The organism is Roseiarcus sp., from assembly GCF_052145395.1.
Lineage (GTDB): Bacteria > Pseudomonadota > Alphaproteobacteria > Rhizobiales > Beijerinckiaceae > Roseiarcus.
The window spans coordinates 1-6,073 of the sequence record NZ_JBKQOT010000579.1; the positions used below are offsets into that span (position 1 = coordinate 1).

The 6,073-nt window shown below is 65.1% G+C and carries 6 protein-coding genes and 1 pseudogene; 1 reads left to right on the plus strand and 6 read right to left on the minus strand.

Annotated features, from left to right (window positions below; genetic code table 11):
- The coding region (locus tag ACLP25_RS19930) for a CRTAC1 family protein (protein WP_442470897.1) at window positions 1-1,101 on the plus strand (1,101 nt) is incomplete at its 5' end.
- A 51-nt stretch (window positions 1,102-1,152) separates the two neighbouring features.
- On the opposite strand, the gene ACLP25_RS19935 is transcribed toward ACLP25_RS19930, so the two are convergent.
- The 6 genes and pseudogenes from ACLP25_RS19935 to ACLP25_RS19960 all read right to left on the minus strand — a co-directional run.
- Window positions 1,153-1,788, minus strand: a complete 636-nt coding sequence (locus tag ACLP25_RS19935) for a glutathione S-transferase family protein (RefSeq protein ID WP_442470898.1) — start codon at window positions 1,786-1,788, stop codon at window positions 1,153-1,155.
- Window positions 1,789-1,956: 168 nt separating this feature from the next.
- Window positions 1,957-2,475 carry a hypothetical protein gene (locus ACLP25_RS19940; RefSeq protein ID WP_442470899.1) on the minus strand — a complete coding sequence of 173 codons (519 nt, stop codon included), beginning with the start codon at window positions 2,473-2,475 and terminating at the stop codon, window positions 1,957-1,959.
- Between the two features lie 407 nt (window positions 2,476-2,882).
- The gene (locus ACLP25_RS19945) at window positions 2,883-3,620 is read right to left on the minus strand and encodes a class I SAM-dependent methyltransferase (RefSeq protein ID WP_442470900.1); all 738 of its coding nucleotides are present in this window, start codon (window positions 3,618-3,620) and stop codon (window positions 2,883-2,885) included.
- A gap of 225 nt (window positions 3,621-3,845) precedes the next feature.
- Window positions 3,846-4,610, minus strand: coding sequence for a bestrophin-like domain (locus ACLP25_RS19950; protein ID WP_442470901.1), 765 nt, complete (start codon window positions 4,608-4,610; stop codon window positions 3,846-3,848).
- 154 nt (window positions 4,611-4,764) lie between these two features.
- Window positions 4,765-5,559, minus strand: coding sequence for a bestrophin-like domain (locus ACLP25_RS19955; RefSeq protein WP_442470902.1), 795 nt, complete (start codon window positions 5,557-5,559; stop codon window positions 4,765-4,767).
- A gap of 153 nt (window positions 5,560-5,712) precedes the next feature.
- Window positions 5,713-5,967: pseudogene (locus tag ACLP25_RS19960) on the minus strand (GNAT family N-acetyltransferase); the annotation flags it as partial.
- Window positions 5,968-6,073: the final 106 nt, after the last annotated feature.

The following is a 6,073-nucleotide window of genomic DNA, read 5'->3' on the forward strand; positions in this document are numbered from 1 at the left end:
GACCGAAGCGCGCCGGGTTCGCCCTGGGGCACCTGCGAGGAGAACTCGCTCTATCGCCCGCAGCCCGGCGACAAGCCCGACTATTCGGTCCGCACGGCCCTCGCGCCCGGCTTCTGCGCGCTCTCGATGCTGTTCACGGACTGGAACAAGTCGGGCGCGCCGTCGCTGCGGGTCTCCAACGACCGGCAATATTACCGCGGCGGCGAGGAGCAGCTCTGGCGGGTCGAGCCGGGCAAGACGCCCCGCCCCTTCACCCGCGCCGACGGCTGGCGGCATGTTTCGATCTTCGGCATGGGGATCGCGGAAGCCGACATCGACGGCTCGGGCTACCCGCAATATTTCCTGACCTCGATGGGCGACGAGAAGCTGCAGAAGCTCGATCCGGACGAAGCGGGCCGCGGCGAACTGCCGGTCTATCGCGACGAGGCCGGCGAACTCGGCGTCACGGCGCATATTCCCTATACCGGCGGCGACAAGCGACCCTCGACCGCCTGGCACGCGGAATTCGCCGACTTCACCAATGTCGGCCTGCTCGACATCTTCGTCTCCAAGGGGAACCTCTCGCAAATGCCCGACTTCGCCGCCTACGATCCGAGCAATCTTCTCATCGGCCAGTGGAGCGGCAAGTTCGCCGAAGCCGGCGACCTCGCCGGCGTCGCCGGCGCCCGCACCGGCCGCGGGGCGCTGATCGCCGATTTCAACCTCGACGGAAAGCTCGACATCTTGCAGATCGACCGCGGCTCGAACGTCGCGCTCTTCCGCAACCTTGGGGCGAAAAACGACGACGGACCGCCCCTGCCTTCGGGCAACTGGACCGAAATTCGGCTCATTGAGCCGAACCCCAACCGCAACGCGGTCGGCGCGAAGATTTCGGTCAAGACCGGCGTGCGAACCCAGACCCGCACCGTTCAGATCGGCGGAGGCGACGCGTCGGGCCACGCCGGCTGGATCCATGTGGGCCTGGGCACCGCCGAGCGGGCGGAGATCCGCGTGCAGTGGCCGGACGGCGAATGGAGCCCGACCTACCGAGTGTTCGCCAACCAGTTCGTGGTTGTCGACCGCACGAAGCCGCAGGCGTCGTACTGGTACCCGAGCCGGTAGCGGCCGGCGGCGCGGTCGTCGGCGGCAATTCCCCGGCAGTCGTTTTCCGCGTCAGCCGAGATTGGGCTGAGTGTCTTTATACGCGGGTTGAGCCTGGATATCTTTCCACCAGCTTCCGAAGCCGTCGACACCAAAAACCGCATCTTTGTCAGGCGTGAGCCCCACATAGAAGGCGATTGGCGCCAGGAAGAAGTCGGCCAAGCTCAAGTCACCGGCGATGAACGGCGAAGAGCCCTTGGTTTTCATGACGAATTCGATGACCTGACGGCCCTGCTCGATGCCGCCGGCCCGCATGGCCTCATTTTTGCCGCCGACAAAATCAGGGAACAGATGAAAGGCGGCCACGCCGCCGAGCAGCGCGCCGTAGCCATAAGAGTCGATGATCCCAATGGTCATATCCATTCGGGCGCGATCCTTGGCCGTTGGAGGAATCAGCGATTTCCCCGGCAAAACGTCGTTCAGATACCGCACGATCGCTGAGGTCTCGAGAATTCGCATTCCGTCATGATCGAGGACAGGCACCTTGCCGAACGGATGACGCTCCAGGTGTTCGGGAGTTTTCGGATCGCCCTTGAGGACGTTCAATTGCACCTGCTTGTAATCCGTGAACGCTTTTTCCGCGAATACCATCTTGACCGTGCGCACGTAGGTTGAAGCGTCGAAGCCCCAGAGTACGAAGTCGGACATCGCTTCGGATCCTTCTGCTGAGCCGTCTGGCCGCCCATTTTATGATAATTGGAAATGACCAATCAAACCAGACGTCAGGACAGGCGTGAGTTGCCGATGCGGATCACCCGCCCCGCCTGGGCGCTCGTATTTGGAGGCGCCCGGCGCGCCGCTGAACGTCCCGTCCGATCACCGCCCTAGCCGGCGCTTCAGCCGATAGGCGAACGCGACCGACAGGGCGTTGACCCGGTTCTGGAGCGCCTGCTCGACCAGCGCCTGGTCGGTCGGATTGGGAAAATATGTCGACGTCGCCCGCACGTTCACCTGCTGTCCGTTCAGCGTCGCGACGCCTCTCATGCGGTCGGCGTCGGCGGGGCCGCCTCCGCCGAGATAGATCGAGTTGACGACGACGCTCAGCGTTCCGCCGCTCGGGTCGCCCGGCGCCATGTGGGACGCGAAGACCTGCGCCAGCGCCGCCGGGAGCGCTTGCTTCGCCCATTGCGCGGTCGGGTCGCCGCTTTGCCCGACGAGTGGAGAGGTGTCCACCACGATGTTGGCGATCCGATAGCCGACGGGCGCGGGCGCCGCCCCCGCGGCCGCAGCCGGCACAGCAGAGGTTTGGGTCGTGTTGCAGCCGGACAGGCCTGCCGCGGCGAGCGCGCCGAAGCTCATGAGCGCGGCGCGGCGCGTGACGATGATGCTGGACATGGCGCCCCACTGAACGGTTTCGATTGGAGTTTTCGGCGCCTCAAATGACGGCCTTTTCGCCCATCGTCAATCCCCCGCCAACCCAGTTACGCCGGCGAGGGCGGCGGCGGTCTTCACGCGCAGACGTAGCGGCTAAACCTGAATTCCGGCCGTGCCGCGCGCCAGGCCTCGACGAGGATCGTGCACCGCGCTTCGTCCGCGTCGACCGCGATCCCGGCGCGCGTCCTAAAAATCCTGCCCATCGCGAAATCCAGGCGCTGCCGGCGCCTGGCGGCCAGCGCGTGCTCGGTCGGCGGCTTGGGCTCCGCCGAGTTGCCCCCGTCAGCATTCCTGCCCGGTGAATTCACAGTTGTGTTCCTCTGGGAGACCGTCGGGGACGCGAATTCTCGTCCCCGCGGCGACGACGATCAACGAGCGCCCGCGTGGCCAGCCGCGATTTCTCGCCAGAGGTCCGCCTTCGCGGTCTGGCAGAAGGCCTCGCGGTCCAGGGAGTGAGGCCCTAGCGCCGCGTCAGCCAGCTCGATCATGTCCCCGAATGCGACCGCGTAGACCACGTCCGGAAGGAAGAATCCGCGATGGGGCCGACCGACGAACCAGAGCAGTTCCTCGATATTCGCCAAGGCGTCCACGAGCAGATTGGCGTCGTGGAACGCAACCATGCCGGCAGGTTCGATCATTCTTAGCGCGCGGGTGAAATCGCGGAACGCCGCGCGGTTGGTGTGCTCCGCGTCGATCAGAACATAGCGTATTCCCCGGCCCACCTCCTCGGGGCCGACGTCGGCCGCGTCCCGGTCGATCATGCGGACCTTCGTCGATGCGTCCGATCCCGCGGTGTCGGAGAGCAGGCCGATCATCCGGGCGGAGGAGTTTTCGTGGTAGTCAAATGTTTGCCCGCGCTCGTCCGGCTGACTCGCCGGCCGCAAGTCGATCGACACGATCTCCGCGCAACGGGAATCGGCCAGGTGCGGGAATATGCTTCCCCCCAGGTGCGAGCCGATTTCCAGATACCGGTAGCCAGGAAAGCCGGTGGCCACGACGTTCTGGAGACGAAGCAGCGACTGCCGGTCCGCCAGGCTCGTCTCGGTCGGCACCCTGAAGACGTCGATATCGAGCGCCTTCACCAAGTCCTTAAGATCAGAAGCCATCTGCGCCGCCCAGCCCGCAACTAAGGATTCCTGCTCCCATCGCGTTCCGGCCTTGTCAAGGATTGTCAGGTTCCAATGACGGTAGGTTGCCCACTCGACTTGTTGGTCGGTGGCGGGATGACCGCGCACAATCCCGATGCTCGCTCAGGCGGATCCCGGCCCCTATCGCGGTCATCACGAGGGGCGGGCTGCGGCTTCCCGAGGAGACCCGCTCGCCGCGGCGCCCTACTTGTCGATGTTCACCAGCGCCTCGCGCAGCGCGGCGCCGGAGACGCGGAACATCCCTGTGTAGGGGAGGCCGAGCTCCAGGATCAGGAAGATCGCGAACGCGACGCACACCGCGCCGAATGTCAGTGCGGAAAGCACCAGGCCGTTTGCCTGCGCGAAGAGACCCATACCGAAGAACAAAATGATCGCCCAGATGACCAGCACCAGCACCAGGCCAGGGCTCACGGGGTGGCTCGCGACCTGCAGGTCCATGAGCACGCGGCCCTGCTCGATCTGGCCGGCGAGCGCGTTGGCCGAAGCGACGGCCTGCTTCTGCAGATCGGTCTCCGGCTTCAGGGAGGCGAGGAAGCCCTTGGTCGCCTGGGCGGCGGCGAGCGGGAGCGCGACCGACAGGAGCTTCGGGTCCGGCTCCTTGTCGCCCCAAAAAGTGTCGTAGGCCACCTGGACCGATTCTTTCAGTCTGTCGCGCGCAGGCTGGGCGTCCGGACCGTACTGAGCGAGCGCCTGATCGAGCAGCAAAATCTGGGAAGACAAGGTCTCGAGCTCGGTCTTCTGGGCGCCGAAGAAGGCGAAGCTCGTCCCGATCAGCGTGCCGAGCACAAGGGCGAGCAGCAGGGTCACGAGCCCCGCAACCTGCCCCACGACGCTGCGGGCGCTGTCGGTCTTCTGTTCGGTCGGCAGGGCCTTGTGGACCCAGAGGCCGAGGAGCCCCGAGGCAAGCGTGAGGACGAAGATCAGGATCGAAATAAGGATTATGGTCATCGGGTCTCCCCCCAGAAGTTCGCGCCCGTCGCCGACGACCGCTGCGGTTGCGGTCCGCAGATCCAAAGTGTTCGTCTGCCGATGCTTAGGACAAGTGCGCGACGATTGTCCAGCCTGCCTCGCGGCCGTCCGCGCCCCAGGCGCCGTTGTCTTATCAACGCTGGCCTCCCACCCGTCCCTGGTCCCTGCTCACTTGCGCCAGCACGCGCTCGAGCGGCGCCGGAGACGCGCGGAAAAACCCGGAATAGGGTGCGCTGAGGTCGAGGATCACGTAGATCGCGCTGGCGATCGCCAGCGCGCCGAGCGCGAACACGACGAACGCCGTCGGGCTCGCGCGGGACATGATCCCGTAGGCGCAGAACAGAACCGCGACCCACCCGGTCACGACATAGATCAGCATGTAGGAAACCGGGCTCGAAAGCCCGAACGCCATCTGCAGCCGCGACTGAGCGATGGCCTCGATCGTCTGCTGAGCCTGCTCCATCGCGTGCTTCTCAGCGTCGGTTTCCGGCGCGAGCGCATTGAGATAGCTCGCCTTGTGGCGCATGCTGTCGATCGCCGCGGAAAAGTTCTCGGCGACGAATTCCTCGTCGCCCCGATCCTCGCTCCAGACCTGCCGCACGGTGTGGGCGAGGTCCTGCCGAAGCTGCGCGCGTCCGGCGTCCGCCTCGGGACCATAATCGGCAAGAGCGAGATCGAGCTGCAGGATCTTGGCGGCGAGAGTCTGGATCGCGACGTTCTGGCTGGAGAAAACCCCGTAGGCGGTCCAGATCAGCAATCCGAGCACCAGCGCCGAGAGGAGGGTGAGGAGGCCGGCCGTCGCGCCGATCAGATCCTTCGGTGCGCCCGTGGTGAAGCGTTCCGGCAGGACCCGCTGCAGCAGGAGGCCGATCGCGCCGAAAACGAAAACGACCAGCGCGATCGTCAGGGCGAAGGTCTCATCTTGCATTCCCGATCTTCGCCTTCAGCTGTGCGGAAATCAGAACAGAGCGCGGGGCTGTCAACGCCGGACGATTCGCGACCGTCACGCCATGTGTCTATCAGGTCGGCGACTTCCGTCCAGAAGGCGAAGCGTTTGGACGCGCGCGGGGCGCCATGGTCGTCAGAAGAAATCGAGAACCCAGGTCTCTCCGACAAGGTCATGCCCGAAAGAACGATGCGGCGAGGCGCCGGCGAGCCGGAACCCGGCCGCCTGATAGATTTTTCGCGCCACGACGAGACTCTCTTGCGTCCAGAGCGTCATGCGCGCGTATCCCAGTTCACGCGCCCGCGCGATGCAGGTCTCGACCAGCGCTTTGCCGAGCCCCATGCCCCTTGCGCTCCGCTCGACGTGAAGCAGCCGCAGTTTTGCAAGCTGAGGGTCGTCGCTTTTCATCACAGGTGGTTGCGAGTTTCAGGCACCACAGAAATGCCTCAGATTGATCAATGTGTAGGCCATCAGTTTCATACCGTAGTGTCGCTGC

Excerpts from the sequence above, each read along its gene's own strand:
- ACLP25_RS19955 (WP_442470902.1), bottom strand. The coding sequence starts at position 5,559 with ATGCAAGATGAGACCTTCGCCCTGACGATCGCGCTGGTCGTTTTCGTT.
- ACLP25_RS19935 (WP_442470898.1), bottom strand. The coding sequence starts at position 1,788 with ATGTCCGACTTCGTACTCTGGGGCTTCGACGCTTCAACCTACGTGCGC.
- ACLP25_RS19950 (WP_442470901.1), bottom strand. The coding sequence starts at position 4,610 with ATGACCATAATCCTTATTTCGATCCTGATCTTCGTCCTCACGCTTGCC.
- ACLP25_RS19940 (WP_442470899.1), bottom strand. The coding sequence starts at position 2,475 with ATGTCCAGCATCATCGTCACGCGCCGCGCCGCGCTCATGAGCTTCGGC.
- ACLP25_RS19945 (WP_442470900.1), bottom strand. The coding sequence starts at position 3,620 with ATGGCTTCTGATCTTAAGGACTTGGTGAAGGCGCTCGATATCGACGTC.